Annotated in this window: 22 protein-coding genes; 4 read left to right on the top strand and 18 right to left on the bottom strand. The window is 61.0% G+C overall.

Annotation, left to right across the window (positions count from 1 at the left end; genetic code table 11):
- Positions 1-71: 71 nt before the first annotated feature.
- Positions 72-764, top strand: coding sequence for an urea ABC transporter ATP-binding subunit UrtE (gene urtE / locus RS694_RS04670; RefSeq protein ID WP_029705485.1), 693 nt, complete (start codon positions 72-74; stop codon positions 762-764).
- Here the strand turns inward: urtE and RS694_RS04675 are convergent.
- From RS694_RS04675 to RS694_RS04720, 10 genes are all read right to left on the bottom strand, one after another.
- Positions 757-2,430, bottom strand: coding sequence for a tetratricopeptide repeat protein (locus tag RS694_RS04675; RefSeq protein WP_029705484.1), 1,674 nt, complete (start codon positions 2,428-2,430; stop codon positions 757-759). The genes urtE and RS694_RS04675 overlap by 8 nt on opposite strands.
- Before the next feature lie 83 nt (positions 2,431-2,513).
- Complete coding sequence (locus tag RS694_RS04680; RefSeq protein ID WP_029705482.1) at positions 2,514-3,344, bottom strand: urease accessory protein UreD; 831 nt, start codon at positions 3,342-3,344, stop codon at positions 2,514-2,516.
- Between the two features lie 26 nt (positions 3,345-3,370).
- The gene (locus tag RS694_RS04685) at positions 3,371-3,844 is read right to left on the bottom strand and encodes a nucleoside deaminase (protein WP_029705481.1); all 474 of its coding nucleotides are present in this window, start codon (positions 3,842-3,844) and stop codon (positions 3,371-3,373) included.
- Positions 3,844-4,611, bottom strand: a complete 768-nt coding sequence (locus RS694_RS04690; RefSeq protein ID WP_029705480.1) for an ABC transporter permease — start codon at positions 4,609-4,611, stop codon at positions 3,844-3,846. Before RS694_RS04690 ends, RS694_RS04685 begins: the two co-directional genes overlap by 1 nt.
- 9 nt (positions 4,612-4,620) lie before the next feature.
- Positions 4,621-5,445, bottom strand: coding sequence for an ABC transporter ATP-binding protein (locus tag RS694_RS04695; protein ID WP_029705479.1), 825 nt, complete (start codon positions 5,443-5,445; stop codon positions 4,621-4,623).
- Positions 5,446-5,451: 6 nt separating this feature from the next.
- Positions 5,452-6,480: an ABC transporter substrate-binding protein gene (locus tag RS694_RS04700; RefSeq protein WP_029705478.1), complete on the bottom strand. Its 1,029-nt coding sequence runs from the start codon at positions 6,478-6,480 to the stop codon at positions 5,452-5,454.
- 75 nt (positions 6,481-6,555) lie between these two features.
- A complete protein-coding gene (locus tag RS694_RS04705) occupies positions 6,556-7,782 on the bottom strand; it encodes a M20 family metallopeptidase (RefSeq protein WP_029705476.1) in 1,227 nt (408 codons plus the stop codon).
- Between the two features lie 33 nt (positions 7,783-7,815).
- Positions 7,816-9,600 (bottom strand): 2-oxo-4-hydroxy-4-carboxy-5-ureidoimidazoline decarboxylase, encoded by a 1,785-nt coding sequence (gene uraD / locus RS694_RS04710; RefSeq protein WP_029705474.1) that lies wholly within the window; start codon positions 9,598-9,600, stop codon positions 7,816-7,818.
- A 9-nt stretch (positions 9,601-9,609) separates the two neighbouring features.
- Positions 9,610-10,560, bottom strand: coding sequence for an allantoinase PuuE (puuE, locus tag RS694_RS04715; RefSeq protein ID WP_029705473.1), 951 nt, complete (start codon positions 10,558-10,560; stop codon positions 9,610-9,612).
- Positions 10,557-11,204, bottom strand: a complete 648-nt coding sequence (locus RS694_RS04720; RefSeq protein ID WP_029705471.1) for a GntR family transcriptional regulator — start codon at positions 11,202-11,204, stop codon at positions 10,557-10,559. The genes puuE and RS694_RS04720 overlap by 4 nt, the downstream gene beginning before the upstream one ends.
- Positions 11,205-11,270: 66 nt before the next feature.
- On the opposite strand from RS694_RS04720, the gene uraH reads away from it, so the two are divergent.
- Positions 11,271-11,624, top strand: coding sequence for a hydroxyisourate hydrolase (uraH, locus tag RS694_RS04725; RefSeq protein ID WP_029705469.1), 354 nt, complete (start codon positions 11,271-11,273; stop codon positions 11,622-11,624).
- Between the two features lie 124 nt (positions 11,625-11,748).
- Here the strand turns inward: uraH and RS694_RS04730 are convergent, their stop codons facing one another.
- Entirely contained in the window at positions 11,749-12,273 is a 525-nt protein-coding gene (locus tag RS694_RS04730; protein WP_051391638.1) for an energy transducer TonB, read from the bottom strand.
- Between the two features lie 89 nt (positions 12,274-12,362).
- On the opposite strand from RS694_RS04730, the gene xdhC reads away from it, so the two are divergent.
- Both xdhC and RS694_RS04740 read left to right on the top strand, forming a co-directional pair.
- Positions 12,363-13,169 (top strand): xanthine dehydrogenase accessory protein XdhC, encoded by an 807-nt coding sequence (gene xdhC, locus RS694_RS04735; RefSeq protein ID WP_029705467.1) that lies wholly within the window; start codon positions 12,363-12,365, stop codon positions 13,167-13,169.
- Between the two features lie 60 nt (positions 13,170-13,229).
- Positions 13,230-14,459, top strand: a complete 1,230-nt coding sequence (locus tag RS694_RS04740; protein WP_029705466.1) for a urate hydroxylase PuuD — start codon at positions 13,230-13,232, stop codon at positions 14,457-14,459.
- Positions 14,460-14,501: 42 nt separating this feature from the next.
- Here RS694_RS04740 and RS694_RS04745 read toward each other — a convergent pair whose 3' ends face one another.
- From RS694_RS04745 to RS694_RS04775, 7 genes are all read right to left on the bottom strand, one after another.
- Positions 14,502-15,128 (bottom strand): LysE family translocator, encoded by a 627-nt coding sequence (locus tag RS694_RS04745; protein ID WP_029705465.1) that lies wholly within the window; start codon positions 15,126-15,128, stop codon positions 14,502-14,504.
- A 90-nt stretch (positions 15,129-15,218) separates the two neighbouring features.
- Positions 15,219-16,196: a TRAP transporter substrate-binding protein gene (locus tag RS694_RS04750; RefSeq protein ID WP_081708511.1), complete on the bottom strand. Its 978-nt coding sequence runs from the start codon at positions 16,194-16,196 to the stop codon at positions 15,219-15,221.
- 3 nt (positions 16,197-16,199) lie between these two features.
- On the bottom strand, positions 16,200-17,087 hold the full coding sequence (locus RS694_RS04755) for a 2-hydroxy-3-oxopropionate reductase (protein ID WP_029705458.1): 888 nt from the start codon (positions 17,085-17,087) through the stop codon (positions 16,200-16,202).
- 27 nt (positions 17,088-17,114) lie between these two features.
- A complete protein-coding gene (gene garL, locus RS694_RS04760) occupies positions 17,115-17,897 on the bottom strand; it encodes a 2-dehydro-3-deoxyglucarate aldolase (protein WP_029705456.1) in 783 nt (260 codons plus the stop codon).
- A gap of 48 nt (positions 17,898-17,945) precedes the next feature.
- Positions 17,946-19,565, bottom strand: a complete 1,620-nt coding sequence (garD, locus tag RS694_RS04765; RefSeq protein WP_029705452.1) for a galactarate dehydratase — start codon at positions 19,563-19,565, stop codon at positions 17,946-17,948.
- Between the two features lie 7 nt (positions 19,566-19,572).
- Positions 19,573-20,532, bottom strand: a complete 960-nt coding sequence (locus tag RS694_RS04770; RefSeq protein WP_029705450.1) for a Bug family tripartite tricarboxylate transporter substrate binding protein — start codon at positions 20,530-20,532, stop codon at positions 19,573-19,575.
- A gap of 46 nt (positions 20,533-20,578) precedes the next feature.
- Positions 20,579-21,844, bottom strand: coding sequence for a glucarate dehydratase family protein (locus RS694_RS04775; RefSeq protein WP_029705448.1), 1,266 nt, complete (start codon positions 21,842-21,844; stop codon positions 20,579-20,581).
- Positions 21,845-21,846: the final 2 nt, after the last annotated feature.

Genomic DNA, 21,846 nt, shown 5'->3' on the forward strand with positions numbered 1-21,846 from the left:
ACCCCGTTCGCACTGAGCTTGTCGAAGTGCGTGCGAGGTCTCCGACAAGCTCAGACCGAACGGAATTGCATATGCTTTCAATAAAAAACATCAACCAGTACTACGGCGGCTCCCACATCCTGCGCGATGTGAGCCTGGAGGCCGAAATCGGCAAGGTCACGGTCATCCTGGGCCGCAACGGTGTGGGCAAAACCACGCTGCTCAAATCCATGATGGGCCTGGTGCCCATCAAGTCCGGCAGCATCGAGCTGGATGGCAAGCCCATTCAGAAACTCACGCCTTACGAGCGGGCCCGCATGGGTCTGGGCTTTGTGCCACAAGGGCGCGAGATTTTTGCACGCCTGACGGTGGAAGAAAACCTGCGCATGGGCCTGGCCTACAAAAGCGCAGGCATGCAGATTCCGACCGAGCTGTTCGATCTGTTCCCGGTGCTCAAGCAGATGCTGAACCGCCGTGGCGGTGACCTGTCCGGTGGGCAGCAACAGCAGTTGGCAATTGCGCGTGCGCTGGCGGCAGGCCCCAAGATTCTGATTCTGGACGAGCCCACCGAAGGCATTCAGCCCAGCATCATCAAGGATATCGGTCGCGTGATCCGCATGCTGGCCGACCGCGGCAATATGGCCATTGTGCTGGTGGAGCAGTACTACGACTTTGCACAGGAACTGGCCGACCAGTACGTTGTGATGGAGCGTGGTGCAGTGCTGGCGCGCGGCATGGGCCAGAACATGGAAATCGACGGCGTGCGCAGTCTGGTGGCTATTTGACGGCAGGCGACGCTGCGGCCTTTTCTGCCGCAGCCCGGTTGCCGGTACGCAGCACCAGCCCGCCCGACTGGCGTTTTTGCTCACCCAGCACGGCTTTGCCGATCCCGGTGCCGTAGAGCGAGCGCAGGTGCTGCAGCGCGTTGCCCAGGTCCTGGGCATCGGGAATTTTGGCAATGTGTTTTTGCAGCAACTGGTAGGCGTTGTCGATCAGGCGCGCATTGAAACACGCCTGACCATAACGCAGCAGGTTTCTCACAGCGGCGCCCGGGTCACCCGACATGCTCAGCGCAATGGCGGTTTCTGCACGCTCCAGAATGACGGTTTGCTGCACCCGGATGCGCTCTGCATAGGGCGGGTGGGCCGCGGCACTGTTGACCATCAATTCTGTCAGTGGGCGGTTGCTGCAAAAACGCAGGCCCAAGGTGTCCACCACGAATTCAATGTCTTCCAGCCGTATGGATCGGTAGGCGAGTTGCGCCATCAAGGCCAGCAGGTTGCACGCCGCTTCAAAATCGAAATCAGGGTCACGGACCCGGCCCGTCAATTGGCGCACCGCGTCAACAGCGGGGCCGAACTGTTGTTGCTGGATCAGGTTGAGTGCGATAACGATGTCGGCCTGGCGGCGATAACGCGGGTTGTCGGGGTTGCGTTCCAGCAAACGGTTGAAATCTTCCTGGCAGCGGAATAGACCCTTGCGGTCACCGGACTCCAGTCGGGCGAACGCCAGCAGTACCAGGGTTTGGCAATCGAACATTTTGGAGTCCAGGCCCATGCGCGCCGTGCGGTCCAGCAGCTTTTCGGCCTCGACATGGTCGCCACCAAAAAAGGTCATCATGGCCAGTTTTTGTATCCGGCTGATGCTGGACGGCGTGAGTTTGGCCGCCATCCTGTAGGTGTCCAGCGCCATGTCGAACTTGCCCAACTCGAACTGGGCACGCCCCATCACGTCGTAGGCATCGGCGTAGTTGGGGTCTTCGTTGATCAGCGTTTCGAGCAGGCTTGCGGCCTGCGCCGCCTGGCCAGACTCCAACTGCGCCCGTGCCACACCCAGGCGGGCCCAGGGCAAGGTTTTGGCTGCGATAACGGCCTGGTACAGCTGCTGCGCTTCATCCGTGCGCTCCAGGCGCAACAGCAGTTCAGCACCGACCCGCGCGGCATACAGCCAAAAGATGCTTCTGGACTCGAAGCGTTCCAGGCACAGGTTGGCCGCACGTTCGAAATCTTCTGCCTCGATGGCAGCAAAGATGTCGTGCATGGAAATCTTGCGTACCCGGGCCGCGTGCAGGCGATCTTCCAACTGGCTGGCTTTGTGTGGCTTGAGCAAATAGCCATCCAGCGCCGACTCAGCCGCTTCAGCCACCTTGGAGTAGGTGGCTTCGCCCGTGATCATGATGAATACAGTGGAGAAGGGCAGCAGTTGGTTGCGGCGCAGATCGTCCAGCAACTCCTGGCCCGAAGCCGATTCATCATTGAAGTACTGCTCGCACAGCACAAAATCGAAGACACGGTATTCCAGCAACTGGCGTACTTCCAATGTGCGGGAGGCCTGGGCCACATTGCCCATGCCGAAGTCGCGCAACTGCGAAACCAGGATAGAGCGGGACGTCGGATTCGGGTCCACTACCAGCGCGGAGCAGTTGGAATAGTCTTCTTCAGGTACAGCCATCAGTCATGCACAAAGATGCCCCCGGTGGATGCGGCGCAATGGATATTTTGATGCCCCATGCGGGGTCAGATCAAAATAATAGCCTACATGGACCAGATGCGGGGTGTTGAAGCGGCTTTGGCCCACAGCAGGGCGCGCCACGCTGTACGTATCTGCCGCAGCAATTCCACAGCAGGCTCAACCACGGGCGCCAGTACCCGTACAACGATCACTTGCGGACTGGGGCTGGTGGCGCCTGCAGTGGCCACCAGCGAATGGGCTCCAATAACCGTACGTGCGGCTTCTAGCGCCTGCTCTTTGCGGTCACGTTCCAACGGACTGCCACTGACGAAAAACAGCGAGGCCATGCAGCGCATGCCCGCGAGTCCCAGCGGGCCGTCCAGCAAGCGGGTGTCGGCCGCGCTGATGGCACCACGTTCCAGCCAGACGCCTGGCACTTCCAGGTGCTGGCAAAAGTGGCCTTTTACAAAAGGCTGGTTGGCGTTGGGCAAGCCGAGTGCGGTGACATCCCAGCCCAGCATCTCGGCGCCGGGTTGCACGTCCATGGTGAGCCGGTTTTCCGCCAGACAACCGGAGTAACAAATGGCTTCCAGCGGCAGCCATTCCAGGCGTGCGCCCGACTCCAGATGGATGTGTGTGCGCTGCAATGCGGTAGCACCGTCCGAGCGGTAGAAGCGGGACGCGCCCGGGGTGGTGATCAGGCCGTGGCTTCCATTGCCCGCACGGATCTGGATGTCCAGGGTGTCGCCCCCCACCAAACCACCCGGTGGGTGTACGAGCACGTTGTGGCAGACGGCATCTCCCTCCGGGTAAAGGCTTTGCAGAATACGCAGCGGCCCGCTGTGGCTGTGCCGTGCCACCGTGCGGTTGCCTTCCCATTGGTAATCCAGCGCAAGCTGGGCGTGCCACGCCATGGTGTTCCTTGGGTCCGGTGTACGCCTCAGCGCGTCCAGAAATCGCGGTGCAGTGCAGCGATGGCGTCTTCGACGGCAGGGACTGGCCCGATCACCTCGACCTGCTTTTGCCCTGCAGTCAGCACGGTGCGGCTGGGCAAGTCCATGGTGGGGTTCTCGGCGTGGTTGCCCGTCAGTTCCAGCAAACGCCGCTCGGTCATGCCGAAAACCAGTGTTCCGATATTCGCCCAATACTGCGTGCCTGCGCACATGGCGCAGGACTCCACGGTCGTGACCAGCGTGCAGCCCCACAGGTAGTCGGGTGTGAAGTTGGTCGCTGCCATGCGGGCCAATGTGGACTCCGCATGGTTCACCGTGTCGACATTGCCCTGCTCGGCCAGCACGGTTTCGCCATCGGGTGCCACCAGAATAGCGCCGAATGGGTGCTTGCCCAGGCCGATGGCCCGTTGGGCCACGGCATTGGCGCGCAGCAAATGCCGCTCAACCTGCTCAGGAGTCATCACGTATTTTGCGAACCGCGGTGCGCCCAACCGGTGGTGTGTTTTTCAATCGCGCTGAAAAGCTCATACATCACCATGGCCATCGCACCCACCACCACCAGCCCGGAGAAGGCCAGTCCCATTTGCATGGCGGAGCCGGCGCTGATGAGCAGGTAACCAATGCCTTCATTGGCAGCGGTCATCTCGGACACCGTGGTACCTACGAAAGCCAGCGTGATGGCGACCTTGAGCGAGCCGTAGAAGTAGGGCATGGAGCGCGGCAGGCCGACCTTGATCAACACATCCCAGCGCTTGGCACCCAGCACGCGCAATACGTCTTCGAGCTCGGGCTCCAAGGTGGCCAGCCCGGTGGCGATATTGACCATGATGGGGAAGAAGCTGATGAGGAACGCGGTGAGGATGGCTGGGCCCACACCAATGCCGAACCACACCACGAGGATGGGCACGAAGGCCGCCTTGGGCAAGGCATTAAACGCCGTCATGAGCGGGTACACCGCGGCATAGGCTAGGCGTGAGCTACCGATCACAAAGCCCAGCAATACACCGACCACGATGGCGATGCCAAAGCCCACCATGGTGACCCAGTAGGTGCGCCAGGCGTGCGCGCCGATGATTTCCTTGTATTCCCAAAACTGGGTCCAGATACGCCAGGGGCTGGGGAAGATGAATTCAGAGACCTCAAAGGCCGAACACAGGATCTGCCACAGCACGATCACCACGACCAGCAGGATCCACGGCGACCATATCTCCACTTGTTTCTTGTTCATGGATGGGCCTTATGGGTTGGGCGTGACGGGTTTGCGCATGGCACCAATGTGCCCGCGCAGCTCGTGCACGATGTCGGTAAATTCTTTGGTGTAGGTGATCTCCAGATCGCGCGGGCGCGGCAGTTCTATCTCCTTCTTCACCACAAAACGGCCCGGGCTCTTGCTCATCACATAGACCGTGTCTGCCAAGAATACGGATTCACGCAGGTCGTGCGTGACCAGAATCACGTTGAATTGCTGCTCGGTCCACAGGTCGCGCAGGATGCACCACAACTCTTCACGCGTGAACGCATCCAGCGCGCCAAATGGCTCGTCCAGCAGCAGCATCTTGGGTTCATGGATCAGTGCGCGGCAGATGCTGGCGCGTTGTTGCATGCCGCCCGAGAGCTGCCAGGGGAACTTGTCTTCGTAGCCGCCCAGGCCAACCTTTTGCAACAGCTTGCGCGCGCGTTCTTCGTATTCCTTGCGCTTTTGCTTGAAGGTGGAACGATAAGGCTCCACGATCTCCAGCGGCAGGAGCACGTTGTCGACCGTGGTGCGCCAGGGCAGCAGTGAAGGTGCCTGAAACGCCATACCCGAAATTTTGAGCGGCCCCGTCACCGGCTGGTTGTCGATCAGGATCTTGCCCATGGACGGCATCTTCAGGCCGGTGGTGAGCTTCATGAAGGTGGACTTGCCACAACCGGAAGGACCGACGATGGCGATGAATTCGCCTTGCCGTACCTTCAGGTCAATGGCTTCTACCGCGAAGTGGTTCTGCTTGAGCAGCTCTTCGTTGTAGGCCAGCCAGACATCCTGAAAATCGACAAACCAGGGGGAGACGGGAGCACTCATCGGTTTTTACTTCTTGGGCAGGACGTTGAGTTCGGCCTTGGTGGGCAGGAAGCTGCCGTTCCACACCACGTCAGGGTTCACGCGGCTCTTGGTGTTGAAAGCGTCCGACACTTGTGATGCCATCAGCGACAGACGCGGGCCGTTGACCTGACCAAAACCTTCGGCGCGTGCGTTGGCGCTGTTGATGACAGTGTCGATAGCTAGCTTGAGGCGGCGGGTTTCGAGTTCGGTGTTGATGATGCCGTCACGTGCTTTCACGTCGCCAATGGCGGCGGCGGGGTTGCCGATCACATCTTTCATGCCTTTGGCAAAAGCAACCAGAAACGCCTTCACGGCGGCTGGGTTTTCCTTCAGGATCTTGGGCGAGGCAATGATGGCGTTGCCATACAGCTTCACACCAAAATCAGGGTAGGGCAGAACCACTACATCTTCGGCTTTGACACCACGGGCTTCCAGGTTCAACAGCGATGTGAAGGTGAAGCCGGTGATGGCATCTACATCACCGCGGGCCAGCATGGTTTCACGCAGAGGTGGGTCCATGGCGGTCCATTGCACGCCGCTGATGTTGTTGGCCTTGGCGAAGATCGGGAAGGCGCGGCGGCCGGCGTCGAACACGGGGGCGCCGAGTTTTTTGCCATTCAAATCTACCGGGGTCTTGATGCCGGACTTTTTGAGTGCCATGACCGATGCGGGCGTGTCGTTGTAGACCATCATGATGGCCACAGGTTTGTTGGGGGCATCGGCGTTGTTGGCGTGGAATTCCATCAGCGCGGCCATATCGGCAAAGCCCAGGTCGTAAGCACCGGATGCCACACGTGTCACGGTGCCGCCAGAGCCGTTGCCGGCGTCGATGGTGACGTCGAGCTTGGCGTCCTTGAAATAGCCCTTGGCGGCTGGGGTCAGAAACAGGGCTGCAGGGCCTTCAAAGCGCCAGTCCAGCTGGAACTTGATAGGCGTGGTCTGGGCCAGCGCGGAACCCGTAGCGAGGGCTGCGGTCGCCAGGGCGATGGCGTGCAGGAAATTGCGTTTTTTCATGAGAGTCCTTCAGTTGAATGGGATAGTGAGCATGAAAGCAAGAAAAATGCCCAGATTTGGGGCGCGGTGCAAAAATCAGGAATGCAGCAAATCCAGCAGTGAGCGTGCAATCACTTTGGTGGCGCGGCGCAGGTCTTCCAACTCCAGGCGCTCATCGGAGCGTTTGGCATTGGACTCCAGCACAGTACGTGGCCCGGCGCCATATATCACGCCCGGAATACCGGCCTCGCAAAAAATGCGGACGTCGGTGTACAGCGGCGTTCCCAGCGCGGGAATGGGCTCACCAAAAACGATGCCACCGTGTTTTTGCAGCGCGTCCACCAGCGGCTTGTTGCCGGGCAGGGGGCGCATGGAATTGGCCAGCAGAATGCGTTTGATGTCCACCGTGATGCCCGGTGTTTGCGCCGCCGCCTCGGCGATCACGCGGCGCAGGGTGGCTTCCACCTCTGCCGGGTTTTCTTCAGGGATCATGCGGCGGTCCAGCTTGAGGGTGACGCGGCCCGGGACCACGTTGGTGTTGGTACCGCCTTCAATCTGGCCCACATTGAGGTAGGGGTGGTTAATGCCCTCCACCTTGGAACTGATTTGTTTGTACAGCGTGTTCTGCGCATACAAGGCATTGAGAATTTTCACGGCGCCCTGCAGGGCATCAATGCCAGAGTCGGGAATGGCGGCGTGCGCCATCTTGCCGTGCACCGTGACTTCCATTTGTAGGCAGCCGTTGTGTGCGGTGATGACCTGGTAGGAAAAGCCCGCCGCAATCATCAAGTCGGGTTGGGTCAGCTTGTTTTGCAGCAGCCAGGCGGGGCCCACTTCGCCGCCAAACTCTTCGTCGTAGGTGAACAGCAGATCCACACCGCCGTGCAGCGGAATGCCCAGTGACTCCAGCGCGCGTACAGCAAAGGCATAGGTGGAAAAGTCGCATTTGCTGACGGCTGCAGCGCGGCCGTAAATCTTGCCGTCGGCCACTTCACCGCCATACGGATCGTGGGTCCAGCCTTCACCGGGTGGAACCACGTCACCATGGGCATTCAGTGCGATGGTGCGACCAGCGCCGTATTTGCGGCGCACGATCAGATTGGTAATGGTTTGCAGGCCGGCGGCGTGCACCAGGTCTGCGGGTACGGGATGCTTCTCGGGCGTCAGGCCCATGGCAGCCAGCAGTTCGGCGGCACGATCGGCGTGCGGCGCATTGTTGCCAGGCGGCGTGTCGGTGGGCACGCGAATGAGTTCCTGCAGGAACTGCACCTGTTCATCAAAGTGCGCGTCAATCCAGGTGTCGAGTTGGTCGTAATGGCTCATGGGGTTTCTGTGGTGTGGGAATGGCAGGTCAGTTCAGTGCGCGGCTTCTTCAGCGAGCTGGGCCAGTAGAAGTTCGAAGGCCTCGGTGGCAAGCTGCATGTCATCGCTGGTGGTGGACTCCAGCGGGTTGTGGCTGATGCCGGAGTTCAGGCCACGCACAAACAACATGGCCTGGGGCATGATCTCATGCAGCTTCATCGCGTCGTGGCCCGCGCCGCTGGGCATGCGGTGCAGGGGCACGCCCAGTGTGCGCACGGCATCTTCCCAGCGCTGCTGCCATTCGGGCGCGCTGGGTGCGGCGCTGGCGCGCATGGTTTCCTGTAGCGCGTGGTGCACGCCACGTTTCTCGCAAATCGATTGCAGGGCCGCCAGGACATCGCTGGCCAGACGGTCACGTTGCGCGTCCCGCGGTGCACGCAGGTCCAGGCTGAAGATGCAGCGGCCGGGCACCACGTTGATGGAGCCGTTGGGCACCTGCAGGATACCGACAGTGCCTACCGAGTCACCATCGGCCGCGGCGCGTTGTTCTACAAACAGCATCAACTCGGCCACGGCGGCCGCGGCATCGCGCCTGCGGTCCATAGGCGTGGTGCCTGCATGGCTGGCCATGCCAATGATTTCACCCTGAAAACGCACGCTGGCGTTGATGGAAGTGACGATACCCAGCGGAATATCAAGCTCATTGAGCACCGGGCCCTGCTCGATATGCACTTCCACAAAACCCAGATAGTCTTCGGCCTGGCGCTTGAGGGCTGGAATATCGTCCACACACAGGCCTGCATGCTGCATAGCCTCGCGCATGGAGATGCCTTGCGCATCCACCTGGTCCAGCCAGGCGGGGTTGAAGTCTCCGGTCAGTGCGCCTGAGCCCAAAAACGTGGCCTTGTAACGCTGGCCTTCTTCTTCGGCAAAGGCGACGATCTCCAGATCAAAGGGCAGGCGTTTGCCCTGCACGGAGAGTGCATGGACGCAGGCCAGTGGTACATAGATGCCCAAGCGGCCGTCGTACTTGCCACCGTTGCGCACCGTGTCGTAATGGCTGCCGGTCATGAGCGCACGCGGATTGGCGCCCGTGCCCTTATAGCGCCCCACCACATTGCCTACGGCGTCAATGTGCACCGTGTCGCAGCCGCTCTCCTGCATGTCCTTGCTGATCGCTTTAGCACACGCACGGTGCGCGTCGGTCAGGTAGGTGACGGTGAGCTGGCCGAGCTCGGCGTAGCCGGGGTCGGTGTGTTGGGAGAGGACTTCCTGCCAGTCCCAGACCTGGTTGCCCAGCGTGGGCGTGATACCAAATTTGTCGTTGAGGCGAATCTCTGCAATACGGTGAATGTTGCGCAGGCACTCTGCCAGCTCAAAGTCCGGGTGGCCTTGCAGGCGTCGCTCGAAGGTGGCGATGATTTCGGCTTTTTGCAGACCCAAACCGCGCGGCCCACGCACCGCGAGGATGAAAGGAAAACCAAACTTGGCGTTGTAGTCGCGGTTGAGCTGGTGGATCTTTTCAAACTCGGCCGCTGTGCATTGCGTGAGTCCTGCCTTGTTTTGTTCGTTGGTGCTCTCGGCGGTCAGATTTTTGTCCACCATGGCCTTGCCCGCCAGTTCCGGGTGAGCGCGAACAAGCGCCAGTTGGGCCTCGTGTGAGGCCTGGGCCAGCACGCGGGTCATCGCATGTTTGAACTGCGCCAGCGATGCAAACGGACGTTGGGCCAACGCTTCGCGGGCAATCCAGGGCGAATGTTCGTACAGGCCGTCGAGCAGGGCAACGGCTTCATCCGGCGAAGCCGCGTTGAGTTGGGCAAGGGTGAGTGGAGCGGCCATTGGCAGGGTCTAGGCGGTAAAGGGATGGGTGGTTTTCCAGTGCCGGGCGATGTCCACGCGGCGGCAGACCCAGACCTGGTCGTACTGGGCGATGTGGTCCAGGAAACGCTGCAGTGCCGTGATGCGCCCGGGGCGGCCCAGCAGGCGACAGTGCATGCCGATGCTCATCATGCTGGGCTGGTTCAGGCCGTTCGGGTCACCTTCGGCATAGAGGGTGTCGAAGGTGTCCTTCATGTACTGGTAGAACGGGTCGGCATGTGAGTAACCCTGTGGCAGCGCGAAGCGCATATCGTTGCAGTCCAGCGTGTAGGGCACGATCAATTGGGGCACGACGCTGCCATCGGTCTTTTGCACCTGCATCCAGAAAGGCAGGTCGTCACCGTAATAGTCGCTGTCGTATTCAAAACCACCGTAGTCGGCCACCAGGCGGCGTGTGCGCGGGCTGTCGCGGCCGGTGTACCAACCCAGTGCGCGCTGGCCTGTGAGTTTTTCAATCGCGGCCATACCCAGTTGCATGTGTTCGCGTTCGGTCGCCTCGTCCATGTTTTGGTAATGGATCCAGCGGTGGCCGTGGCAGGCAATCTCGTGCCCCAGTTCCGTGAAGGCAGCAGTCAGTTCGGGGTAACGCTCCAGCGCCATGCCAACGCCAAATACGGTGAGCGGCAGGCCGCGCTTTTCAAACTCGCGCAGGATGCGCCACACGCCCACGCGAGAGCCGTATTCGTAAATGCCTTCCATGCTGATGTGGCGATCCGGGTAGCTGGCCGGGTTGAACATCTCGGAGAGAAACTGCTCGGAGCCCGCGTCGCCATGCAACACGCTGTTTTCTCCGCCCTCTTCGTAGTTCAGCACGAACTGCACGGCAATGCGGGCCCGGTTGGGCCATTGCGCGTGGGGCGGTTTGCGGCCGTAGCCGGCAAGGTCACGGGGATAGGCTTGGGTGGTGTCGTAGTGTTTCATGGTGTGGTGTCTGCCAGTTCGTGCAGGGTCAGGGCGGCTTCCACATTGCGCAGATGCTGGTCCATCAATGCCAGTGCCCGTTCTTCGTCCTTGGCCTGCAAGGCATCGACGATGGCACTGTGTTCTTCGTAGGAATGTTCGGCAGCGCTGGAAGACTGGTACATCAGCGCAATCAGGGCGCAGCGCGATAGCAGGTCCGTCAGCATCAGGGCGAGCACTTCATTACCCATCAACTGGGCCATGCAGACATGGAAGTCACCGAGCAAATCGGTGCGACCCGGCACATCGCCGCGTTTGACGGCCGCTTTTTCCTGCGCCACATGCTGGCGAAGTGCGGCTATACGTTGGGGCGTGACCATGGGAATAAAGGCACGTGTCATGCCGGCTTCCAGCATGCGGCGCACCGCAAACACCTGCTGTGCTTCTGTCACCGAGGGGGCAGAGACAAAGGCACCACGTGCTGGCTCCATGCGGATCAGCCGGTTCTGTGACAACTGGAACAACGCCTGCCGTATCAGGGTGCGCGATACGCCAAACTGGTCCGCCAGCTTTTGCTCCACCAGCTTGGAGCCGGGTTGCAAACGGTGCTCCACGATGGCGCGCGTGAGCGCTTCCACGATGGAGTGGGTTGTGGTGGAATCCATGCGGGCATGATAGCTGCAATCCCAAAAAGTGTATACACTTTGCAGGCATCAACAGAGGGCATCACCATGGGTTTGAGCACACACGTACTGGACACCATGCACGGCACACCGGCGGCCGGCATGCAAGTCGCGCTGTACACCACGCAGGGTGAAGTGGCCGCGCTGGTCAAAGCGTTTTCACTGAATGCCGATGGCCGCAATCCTGACGGCCCGCTGTACGACAACGCCAGCCTGCGCGCCGGGACTTACCGTCTGGTGTTTGATGTAGCTGCTTATTTCAGGACCCGTGGCGTGGCCTTGCCCGAACCCAATTTCCTGAACCGGGTGAGCCTGGACTTTGGTGTGGCCCATGTGGACCAGCATTACCACGTGCCGCTGTTGGTCAGTCCCTGGAGCTACTCGACCTACCGCGGCTCCTGAGTAGCCACCCACGCAGCGGTGCAGATTGGGGCTACCAATTTTGCGCCGGGCCGCCCCAAGCAAAATTAACCCCCTAGGGGGGGGGGCAGCGACCCGCGCAGCGGCGGAGCGTGGGGGTCTCTACTTAGAGCTGTCCTTCGGTCAGCGTGTCCAGTTGAAAACGCCCGCTTTTGTGCCACAACCAGGTGTCGGTGTAGGTCACACGGCCCATCCTGACAGGGGCCGGGTACGGTGCGGCGGCGCGCACGGAACGCTCAATTTCTGCCACCACCTCGGGTGCATGGTCAGGCGAACGCATCCAGCGTATTGCAGTCACCTGGCCGCGTGCATCGATGTCAACTTGCAGCACCCCCACGGCGTAGAGCAGCGGAGGCAGTTTGCCGGTATAGATGCGGCCACTGTTATGGGCATACAAATGCATGGCGGCATCGCGCCGGTAATCGCGCGGTGTCGGTGCAACAGAAACCTGGCTGGGTGGCGGCTCTGACGGAGGCACAACGGCCATTGGTGGCGCGACGGGCGCTACGACGACCGGTGCCGGAGGCGGCTTGCTGGCGCAGCCCGCCACCAGAGCCGCTATGCCAGCCCACAGGGCAAGCACGTGGGGTCTAGAGGGTGTGGTGCCCCGTGATGGGATGTGCTGTTCCATTGCTTGTCTCTTTGTTGTTCAGCCCGTGCATACTGTGCCTGAATTGTGAGGCCTCCGGGCGACGTTCTTATGTTTAAAGGTATCCGATTGTGAGCTTGCTTTCGCAATTCCTCCAGGCGTTGGAAAACGCCGAGGCGGTGCTGGTGACCGTGGACTCTGTGCGGGGCTCTGTGCCGCGTGAAGAGGGGGCCTGGATGGCGGTGTTTGCGCACACTACCGTGGGTACGGTAGGTGGCGGCCGCCTGGAGCTGGATGCCATGGGCCACGCGCGGAATCAACTGCAACAGAATCTGCCCGAAACGACCGTACGTTATGCGCTGGGCCCCAGCCTGGGGCAGTGTTGTGGGGGCGAGGTGCACCTCCGCTATGCCAAGGTGTCGGCATCGGACATTCCTGCGCTGCAGGCCCGGCTGGCACACAGCCATGTGCCGGTGGCCCTGTTTGGTGGTGGCCACGTGGGCAAAGCACTGGTCACGGTGCTAGGTACCTTGCCCGTGCGTGTGACATGGATTGACAGCCGCGACGAGATATTTCCAGCCGCGTTGCCTGACAACGTGTATTGCGAACATTCGGACCCCGTGCATGCGGCCGTAGCAGAACTTTTTGCAGGTACCCGCGTGCTCATCATGAGTTTCAGCCACGCCGAAGATCTGGACATCGTGGCGGCCTGTCTGGCGCGCCAGCGTGAACGTGCGGACCTGCCCTACATCGGCCTGATAGGCAGCAAAACCAAGTGGGCGTCGTTCCGACAGCGGCTGTTGGCCCGGGGCTTTACGGAGCAGGAGTTGTCCCACGTCACCTGCCCGATCGGCATTGCAGGCATTGCGGACAAACGCCCCGAGGTGATTGCCGTGGGCGTGGCGGCCCAACTCTTGCAAGTGGTGGATAGTTCGTAAAACTGTATACACTTTGCGCCTGCGCTGGCATCTGCAGGCGCTAATCTGGAGAACACCTGCATGGAAAGCTACCTTCTGGACTGGGCCAATCTGCTGCTGCGTTGGGCCCATGTGATCACCGCCATTGCCTGGGTGGGGTCCTCCTTCTATTTTGTGTTCTTGGACAGCAGCCTCACGCCGCCCGTCGATGAAGACCTGAAACGCCAGGGCGTGAGCGGCGAGCTCTGGGCGTTACACGGCGGTGGCTTCTACCATCCGGTCAAATTTGCGGTGGCACCGCCCAAACTGCCGTCACACACGCACTGGTTTTACTGGGAGAGTTACAGCACCTGGCTGACTGGTTTTGCCCTGTTCACGGTGTCGTATCTGTGGAGTGCAGGCACTTACCTGGTCGACAAATCGGTGATGGACTGGACACCCGGTGTGGCCGTGGCCGCGGCCTTGGCATTCCTGGTGGTGTTCTGGCTAGCGTACGACGGGATTTGCCGTGTGTTTGGCCAGCGCAAGAATGGTGATGCCATCGTCGGTGCGCTGGTAGCCGTGCTGGTGTGTATAGCGGCCTGGCTGGCCTGCCACTGGTTTGCCGGGCGCGCGGCCTTCTTGTTGGTGGGCGCCATGCTGGCGACCAGCATGAGCGCCAATGTGTTTTTCTGGATCATCCCCGGCCAGCACACCGTGGTGGCGCAGATCAAAAGCGGCCAACCGGTCGACCCCATCCACGGCAAACGTGGCAAGCAGCGCAGCGTGCACAACACCTATTTCACGCTGCCTGTGCTGTTTGCCATGTTGAGCAACCACTACAGCTTCACCTACAGCCATCCGCAAAACTGGCTGGTGCTGATCCTGATGATGTTTGCCGGTGCGGCGATCCGCCAGTTCTTTGTGCTGCGCCACGGCTTCAAGCTGGGCCGCAACAGCCACCCCTGGCCCTATGTGGCGGCAGGTGTGGTGGTTATTCTGGGTGTGGTGGTCTGGTTGCGCCCGGCACCGGTCGAAAATGCTATTAATTCAGGAGCTGGTGGCGCAACATCCACGGGGGCTACAGCCCAATTTGGCTATGAAACTGTGAAGCCCGTGCTGGAGCAGCGCTGTTATATGTGCCACGGCGCGCAGGTGCAGATGAAGAATGTGCGCCTGGATTCGCCCGAGAGCCTGAAGTCGCACGCCCTGGCGGTTTACCAGCAGGCGGTAGTGACAAAAATCATGCCGCTGAATAACGCCACCGGCATTACCGATGCGGAGCGCGCCCAGATCAAACAGTGGTTTGAAGCTGGCGCCAAAGTCGACTAGGACGTTTAGTCGATGGGGCCGGTCAGCGCAGTACCGGCAGTGTTAGCGCTGCGCGGTGGCCAGGCGCAGCGCCAGTCCCACAAACACCAGGCTGGCCACACGGTTGAGCCAGCGCTGTGCGCGCAGTGAGCGTTTGAATACCGCGCCAAAGCTGGCGGCAAACCAGGCAATCGCGCCAAAGGTCAACAAGGCGGCCAGCATGAAGATGCCACCGAGCATGAGGATTTGCACTGCCACCGGCCCCGCAGCGGGGTCGGCGAACTGCGGCAGAAAAGCCAGAAAGAAGATGGCCACCTTGGGGTTGGTGACGTTCATCACCACGCCACGGCCATAGGTTTGCAGCGGCGTCATGGGCGGGGAACTGTCGCTGTCCTGAATGCCCACAGGCGCGTTCCAGGCACCCCAGGCCAAGTACAACAAATAGCCGGCGCCGAGGAGCTTGAGCGCAGTGAAGGCGGTGGTGGAGGCGGCAAACAGCGCCGCCAGACCCAGCGCCACCGCGGCGGTGTGAAACAGCAGGCCGCTGCACAAACCCAATACCACCATCAGGCCCGCCTTTCGCCCGTGCACGGCCGAGTGCAAAAGAACAAACACGTTGTCCGGCCCTGGCGAGAGGGCCAGCAATACCGAAGCGGCAAAAAACGTCAGGGTGGTGTCCAGAGCAAGCATGGCAGAAGGCCGCAGGTGCGGCATAGGAGGGCAGGGCTTGCAATCCTAACGCCTAACGCTTGGCGCTTGGCGCTTGGCGCTTGGCGCCGCTCAGTTGCCGATGATAGTGAGCAGTTCTTCGCGGGTGCTCGGGTCGGCCATGTATTTGCCATACAGCGGAGACATGCGCCGCACCATGGGGGCCACGTCTTTCACGCGCACAAATTGCACGCCCTGTTTGGTGACCGTCTCAATGGCAGAGGCCACACGTTTGTTCCACAACTCGCGCATGAGCGTGGCAGAGTCTGTCCCGGCCTTGGAAAATGCGGCCTTGTCCGCGGGGCTCAGGCTGGCCCACAGCTTGGTAGAGACCACCAGCGCTTCGGGCGAGACCACGTGGTTGGTTACGTACACCGATTTGGCCACCTTGTAGTGCCCGGTGGATTCGAACGAGGGCATGTTGTTCTCGGCACAGTCCACCGTGTTCTGTTCCAGCGCGCCCAGCACGTCCTTGAACGGCAAGGCCACCGGTGTGGCCTGGAGCAGCTTCACCATCTCGATGTAAATCTCGGACTGCTGCACGCGAATGCGGGCTCCCGCCAGGTCTTTGAAGCTGTTGATGGTGCGGCTGGCGCAGTAGAACGAGCGCCCGCCACCGTCGTACCAACCCAGCACCACAAAGCCCGCAGTCTGTAGCTTGGCCGCAAAGCGCTCACCCAGCTTGCCATCCAGGTGCTTGAACATATGGGCCGAGTCACTGAACAGGAATGGCAGGTTCAGCGCCTTGAGGCCAGGCGCTGCATCGGACAACGGGCCAGAGCTGAACTCGGCAACATCTACCTCACCGGCCTTGAGCATTTGCACGGCCTTGGGCTGGTCACCCAACGTGGCGTTGGAGAAAACCTCTATCTGGTACCGCCCACCGGTGTTTTGTTCAACCAGGCTGGCGAAACGTTTCATGGCTTCGGTGACCGGATAGCCATCGGGGTGGATATTCCAGGCGCGCAGTTTGGTTTGCGCGCTGGCACTGGCGCAGCTCAGGGCCAGCAGACCAGCAAGAGCCCAGGTCTGCGCGCTAGGGCGTGCCACAGGTCAGGCCTTCGCGACTTCGTGGTTGCCCATGATTTCGAGCGCCCGCACCAAGGCCGAATGGTCCAGATTGCCCAGGCCGTTGGCACTGCAGACCTGCATCAGTTGTGCGGCACCTGCGGTTTGCGGCAACGCCAGTCCCAGCGCCTTGGCGCCGTCCAGCGCCAGGCCCAAATCCTTCTGGTGCAAGCCAATGCGAAAGCCCGGGTTGAAGGTGCGCTTGACCATGCGTTCGCCATGCACTTCCAGAATGCGCGAGGCGGCAAAACCGCCCATCAACGCCTGGCGCACCTTGGCCGGATCGGCACCGGCCTTGCTGGCAAACAGCAGGGCTTCGCCCACGGCGGCAATGTTGAGCGCCACGATGATCTGGTTGGCCACCTTGCAGGTCTGGCCGTCGCCATTGCCACCCACCAACGTGATGTTCTTGCCCATCAGTTGCAGCAGCGGCAGCAGGGTGTTGAAGGTGGCCTCTTCCGCGCCGACCATGATGGTCAGGCTGGCGGCCTTGGCGCCCACTTCGCCACCAGAGACGGGTGCATCCATGTACTGGCAACCCAGTGCGTTGATCTGCTTGGCAAAGGCCTTGGTGTCCACGGGCGAGATGGAGCTCATGTCGACCACGGTCTTGCCTTTGGTGAGGCCCGCGGCAACGCCTTTGGCGCCAAACAGCACGGCTTCTACGTCTGGCGTGTCCGGCAGCATCAGGAAGATGATGTCGGCCTTTTGCGCGACTTCCTGTGCGCTGGCGCAGGAATGTCCGCCAGCGTCCAGCAAGGCGGATGGCACGGCAGAGCGTGTGTTCAGGTAAACGGTGTGGCCCGCGGCCAGCAAGTGGCCGGCCATGGGTGCACCCATGATGCCCAGGCCAATAAATCCGAGTGTGGTCATAGTCGTGTTGTCATCCAAAGAAAAAAGTTAGGCGGCGTAGCGGTCTTTGAGGGCCTGGGTGGCCGAGCGGAACACGCCTAGGTCACTGCCCACGGCGATAAAAGTGGCGCCCATTTCCATGTAGCGGCGTGCGTCGGCTTCGACGGGGGCCAGGATGCCGGTGGGTTTACCGTGGGCCTTGGCCTGGGCAAACACATGGGCAATGGCCTCTTGCACTTCGGGGTGCGCGGCGTTGCCCAGGTGGCCGTAGCCGGCGGCCAGGTCCGAGGGGCCGACAAAAATGCAGTCCACACCGGGCACGGCGGCAATCTCGCTGCTGGCGGCTACGCCAGCGCGGCTTTCGATCTGCACGGCCACACACATGTGCTGGTTGGCTTCTTGGAAGTAGTTGGCTACGGTGCCATAACGGTTGCTGCGCTGGGATACCGACACCCCCCGCATGCCTTCAGGCGGGTAACGGGTGGCGGCCACAGAGCGCTGGGCCTCGTCAGCGGTTTCTACAAACGGGATCAGAAAGTTGTAGAAACCCGCGTCCAACAGGCGCTTGATTTCCACCGCGTTGTTGCTGGTGGGGCGCACGAATGGGGCACTCACGCTGTCCTTGAGCGCCATGAGCTGGGGCACAAAGGTGATCACATCATTGGGCGAATGTTCGCCGTCCATCAGGATCCAGTCAAAACCCGCCACGCCGAGTACTTCGGCGGTGATGGGGCTGGCCAAGGATGACCAGCAGCCGATCAGGCGTTTGCCGGCCAGCAGGTCTTTCTTGAACTGGTTGGGAAAAGGGCGGTAGGGGACAGGGTAGGTCATGGCAATGCCTTATGGGTATTGGTTTGGGCAAATCGATCAGATAACGGATCAGGTAATGGGTGCGGGGTTGAACAGCACCAACGAGTTGTGCAATTTCCATTGCTCAGCCCATGTTTTCTTGCGTCCGCTGGCGACTTCCAGCATCAGGTGAAAGAGTTCCCAGCCCACGTCGGCAATCGAGGCATCACCGTCCGCGATGGTGCCTGCGTTCACGTCCATCAGGTCGTGCCAGCGGCGCGCCAGGTCGGTGCGCGTGGCTACCTTGATGACGGGAACCTCGGCCAGGCCGTAGGGCGTGCCGCGGCCGGTGGTGAACACATGCAGGTTCATGCCGGCGGCCAGTTGCAGCGTGCCGCAGATGAAATCGCTGGCCGGTGTGGCCGCGTAGATCAGGCCTTTGGACTGCAGCTTTTCGCCCGGCGACAACACGCCGCTGATGGGTGCGCTGCCAGACTTGACGATGGAGCCCATGGCTTTTTCGACGATGTTGGACAGGCCCCCGGCCTTGTTACCGGGCGTGGTGTTGGCGCTGCGGTCGGCGCTGCCACGGCCCAGATACGCGTCGTACCAGGCCATCTCGCGGGCCATGGCGTCTGCCACGGCGGGTGTGGTGGCGCGGGCGGTCATCTGCTCCACGGCGTCGCGCACCTCGGTGGTCTCGGAGAACATCACGGTGGCACCGGCGCGCACCAGCAGGTCGGTACAGAAACCGACGGCCGGGTTGGCGGTCACGCCCGAGAAGGCATCACTGCCACCGCACTGCACACCCACCACCAGCTCACTGGCGGAGATGGTCTCGCGTTGGCGGGCGTTGAGCCGCTCCAGATGCGGTACGGCGGATGCCAGCACCGAATCAATCATGGACATGAAGCCCACATGTTTCTCGGCCTGTAGGCAGACCACGTCGAGTGCAGGCTCATTTTTGGCATCAAATTGGCCTGTAGCCCCCGTGTTACTTGCGCCGCCAGCTATCACTTGTATAGCAAAGCTGCCCGATGGAAACAAGCGCTCCGGCTGCAGCTTCTCGCAGCCCAGGCTCACCACCATCACTTCACCGCCAAAGTTGGGGTTTTTGGAAATGTTACGCAGGGTGCGGATCGGAATGATGGCGTCGGGTGCGTCAATCGCCACGCCGCAGCCATACGAATGCTCCAGGCCAATCACATCGTCGACGTTGGGGTAGCGCGGGAGCAGTTGCTCCTTGATGCGCTGCACCGCAAAGTCCACCACACCGGCCACACACTGCACGGTGGTGGTGATGGCCAGAATATTGCGCGTGCCCACCGAGCCATCGGCATTGCGGTAACCCTCGAAGGTGTAACCCGTCAAAGGCTCGGCATTCCACGCGGGGGCTGTGGATTGCGGCAGGTCGTTCAGTGAACGGGCCTCAGGCATGTGCAACAGACGCTCATGCACCCAGGCGCCTGCGGGGATGTCCTTGAGCGCATAACCAATTGGCACGTTGTAGCGCAGCACAGCGGCATCTTTGGCAATCGGCACCAGTGCGACCTTGTGACCTTGTGGCACGCGGTCTACCAGCGTCAAACCGTCGGGCATAACGCTGCCCACAGCCAGGCCACCGTCGTTAACAACGATGGCCACGTTGTCCGCCGCATGCATTTTTATGCTGCGGGGGACGCTCGTGCTCGTGCTGGGGGACGTAGACATACGAAAGTTAGTCCGCCTTGATGTTGCGCGACGTGATCAGCTTTGCCCAGCGCGCGTATTCCATAGCTTGAAATGTGGCGAATTGCTCGGGGGTGTTGAGCACCAATTCAAAACCCAGCTCCAGTAGTTTTGGCGCTACCGTTGGGTCTTTGATGGAGGCCACGGCGGCGTCAAACAGGCGCTTCTTCACGTCAGCGGGCAATCCCCGTGGCGCGGCCAAAGCTTGCCAGGAGTTCACGTTGGCGTCCTTGATGCCATTTTCTTCCAGCGTGGGCACATCGGGCAGCAGCGGCGAACGCTTGGCACTGGTGATGGCCAAAGCGCGCAGCTTGCCGGACTTGATCTGGGGCATGGCGGTGTTGATGTTCATGAACGAGGACTCCACCTGGTTGCCCAGCAGGTCCGTCATCACTGGCCCGCCGCCTTTGTAGGGGACGTGTACACCGCTGGTACCTGTTTGTTGCCAGAACAGTTCCGCGGTGAGGTGATCGCTGCTGCCGTTACCTGAAGAGGCAAAACTCATCTTGCCCGGGTTGGCCTTCAGGTAGGTAATCACTTCGGCCAAAGACTTACGCTCGGAGGCCGCGGGGACCACCAGGACATTAGGTGCCTGTACCGCAATCGTGATGGGTTCCAGATCCTTCAGTGCGTCGTAGTTCACTTTGATCAAGTGTGGTGCAATCACAAAGGGACCAAGTGAGGAGACCAGCAGCGTATGGCCATCGGCCGGTGCGCGTGCGACCTGCCCGGCACCAATCGTGCCCGTGGCGCCGCCCTTGTTGTCGACGATGAAGGTGACGCCGCCACCCATTTTTTCGGCCATTTTGGTCGAGAGAATGCGGGCGATCAGGTCGGTAGATCCGCCTGGTGGAAACGGAACAACCAGCGTAATGGGTTTGTCGGGCCAGGCCATGGCGCCAAAGCTGGCGCCAGCGGCCAGCAGCAAGGTGATCAGTTGCTTTTTCATACGCATTCTCCTGAGTGACGGTTTGGTATAGGCGGGAGACTTGGAATCAAAACCGGGGTTTGACTTGTTTCCACTCGGGACGGTAGCGCTGCATTTGGGCTACGTCATTGCGGGTGCGAATGCGGCAGACCTTGAATGCTTCATGCAGCTCGGTCAGCTTGTCCTGGTCCAACTCCACACCCAGGCCGGGTTTGTTGGTCAGGTGCACGCAGCCGTCCACGATGGGTACCTTGCCACCCACCAGCACTTCGTCGCTTTGCCAGGGGTAGTGGGTGTCGCAGGCGTAGCTCAGGTGTTGCACCGAGGCAGCCAAATGCGTCATGGCCATGAGGCTGATGCCCAGGTGCGAGTTGGAGTGCATGGACAGGCCCAAGCCAAAGGTCTGGCAGGTTTGTGCCAAGGCCTGTGTGGCGCGTAGGCCACCCCAAAAGTGGTGGTCGCTGAGCAAAATTTGCACCGAGTTGAGCTCGATGCTGCGTTTGAGCTCGGCCCAGTTGGTGACCACCATATTGCTGGCCAGGGGCATGCCCGTGGCCTTGTGCAATTCGGCCATGCCTTCCAGCGTGGGCGTGGGGTCTTCGTAATACTCCAGGCTGCCGCGCAGCTTGTCGGCCACTTTCAGACTGGTGGCCATGCTCCAGTTGCTATTGGGGTCGATGCGCAGGGGCTGGTTGGGGAAGGCCGCCTTGAGCGCCAGAATGGCGTCGGCTTCTTCCATGGGGTCGAACACACCGGCCTTGAGCTTGATGCTCTCAAAACCGTATTGGTCAATCATCTTTCGCGCCTGCTGGACGATTTGCGCGGCGTTGACGGCCTCGCCATAGGGGTCCGGTGCGTACTCCGGGTCTACCGAAGCGTCCCACTTGTAAAACAGGTACGCCGAGTACGACACCTTGTCGCGCACAGCGCCACCCAGCAGTTCCACCAGAGGTATGCCGAGGGTGCGCGCCTGCAGGTCCATAAAGGCCACCTCAAACGCAGAAAACGCGCTGGTCACCAAATTGCTGGCCAACGAGCCGGGTGCCAGCTCCATTTCCACATGGCCAGTCGAGACTTGGGGCGCCAGCGCCTTGAGCCGTGCCAGCATGCCATTGACATCGAATGCCGACAATCCCACTAGGCTGGGTGCTGCGCGCGTCAGCAAACCCAACACCGGTGCGTCGCCATAGGTCTCACCCAAGCCCACCATGCCGTTGGCGCCGACCACTTCGATGATGGAGCGCAGGCCAAACGGTTCGTGTACCCCGGCAGCGTTCAGCAAGGCAGGGTCTTTGATGGCGATCGGGGTGACCCGAACAGCGGAGATTTTCATGC

The organism is Rhodoferax saidenbachensis, assembly GCF_001955715.1.
Lineage (GTDB): Bacteria > Pseudomonadota > Gammaproteobacteria > Burkholderiales > Burkholderiaceae_C > Allorhodoferax > Allorhodoferax saidenbachensis.